Origin of the sequence: Nocardiopsis sp. NPDC006832, assembly GCF_040635885.1 — a bacterium.
Lineage (GTDB): Bacteria > Actinomycetota > Actinomycetes > Streptosporangiales > Streptosporangiaceae > Nocardiopsis.
In genome coordinates this window covers 1-1,972 of sequence record NZ_JBEYLC010000136.1, presented here as the reverse complement: position 1 = coordinate 1,972, position 1,972 = coordinate 1, and the positions used below count along the sequence as shown (strand labels likewise).

The window sequence follows — 1,972 nt, the reverse complement described above, 5'->3', positions numbered from 1 at the left end:
GAGCGAAGAAGTCATCGAAGACCCCCACCCGCTCCACACCCAACACCGAAGCGAACACCCCGGCCAACACACCCTCGACCTCAGAACGCGGGGCCGTGTACCGGTGTGCGGTGAGCTCGCCCCAGTCGGGTGCGGGCAGGGCTCGGTGGTCGGTCTTGCCGTTGGGCGTCAACGGCACCGCGTCCAGGACCACGATGACGGCGGGCACCATGTGAGCGGGCAGTGTCGCGGCGAGCTCCTCGCGCAGCGAGGCGGGGTCTGCCGGCCCACCGGCGACGTAGCCGACCAGTGCGCGACCGCCCGGAGCGTCCTCGCGGACCGTGACGGCGGCCTGGCCAACACCCGGGATCGCGACCAGCGCGGACTCGATCTCTCCCGGCTCGATCCGGAACCCCCGCAACTTCACCTGGGAATCCGCCCGACCCACGTACTCCAACTGCCCGGCCACGTTCCACCGCACCAGATCACCCGTGCGATACAAACGACCACCCGAACCGAACGGATCGGCGACGAAACGCTCCGCCGTCAACCCCGAACGCCCCCAATACCCCCGCGCCACACCCGCACCACCCACGTACAGCTCGCCGACCACTCCCCCGGGCACGGGGCGCAGACCACGGTCCAGCACACGTAGCCGGGTGCCCTGGACCGGTCGGCCGATGGGCGGGCTGCCGCCCGTGGCCAGGGGGTCGCTCAGGGAGGCGGCGATGGTGATCTCGGTGGGCCCGTAGGCGTTGACCATGCGTCGGCCGGGCGCCCACCGGTTCACGAGCTCGGCCGGGCACGCCTCCGCACCGACGACCAGGACCCGAAGGTCGGGATAGTCCCCGGCGGGTACCGAGGCGAGCACGGACGGCGGGATGATCGTGAGCCCGACGCGGTACCGGAGCAGGGTCCGCGCCAGGTCCTCACCGACCAGCGGGCCGGGCGGGGGCACCACGAGGGCGGCACCCGCGCCGAAGGCCATCAGGACCTCCATCACCGAGGCGTCGAAGCTGGACGAGGCGAGCTGCAGGACCCGGAAGTCGGGCCGGGTGCCGAACCGCTCGGCCATGGAGGCGGCCAGTTCGCCCGTGCCCCGGTGGGTGACCATGGTGCCCTTGGGCGTACCGGTCGACCCCGAGGTGTAGATGAGGTAGGCGAGGTCGTCCGGCTCCGGCGGGACGGGGACGGTCGCCCCCTCGGGCAGCGGGCGGCGGGTCAGGGCGTCCAGGGTGAGACGGATCGGCCCACTGTCGTCGGTTCCGGCGATTCCGGCAGCGGCTCCGGCCTGGTGGTCCGACTCCGTGAGCAGGACGCGCACACCGGAGTCCGCGATGACGAAGGCCTGTCGTTCGACGGGATAGGCGGGGTCGATGGGCAGGTAGGCGCCGCCCGCCTTCATCACCGCCAGGAGCGCGACGATCAGGTCCGGTCCACGCTCCAGGCTCACGCCCACCGTGGTCCCGCGGGTGACGCCCAGGGCGTGCAGGCGCAGGGCGAGGTCGTCGGTGCGCGCGTCGACCTCGGCGTAGGTCCACTCCTGGTCGGCGCCGACCAGGGCGGTGGCCCCGGGGCTGCGGTGCGCCTGCTCGGTGAACACCTCGACGAAGGTGCGACCGGCCCGCGCGGACCCGCCGTCGCCCCAGCGGGTGAGCTCCTCGTGTTCCGCGCCGGTCAGGAGCGGCAGGGCGCCGACGGCGCGGTCGGGCCGCTCCACCAGTGCACGCAGGTGGAAGGCGAAGCGGTCGGCCAGCCGGTCGGCGTTGACGGTGTCGAAGGCGTCGGGATCGTAGCGCAGCTGGACCTCGACGCGCTCACCGTCGTAGGCGACGAGGGTGAGCGGGTAGTTGGTGGCCTCGTTGGCGGTGACGTCGACGATCTCCAGGCCGTGTTCGGCGGCCGAGTCCTGGTCCACCGGGTAGTTCTCGAACACCACCAGGCTGTCGAAGAGCGGGGTGTCACCCGCAAGGGCGGCCTCCGCCTGGATGCG

At 72.4% G+C, this 1,972-nt stretch carries 1 protein-coding gene; it reads right to left on the bottom strand.

What is annotated here, in order from left to right:
• A partial coding sequence (locus ABZ717_RS28535; protein ID WP_358516353.1) for an amino acid adenylation domain-containing protein occupies positions 1-1,972 on the bottom strand: 1,972 nt, incomplete at both ends.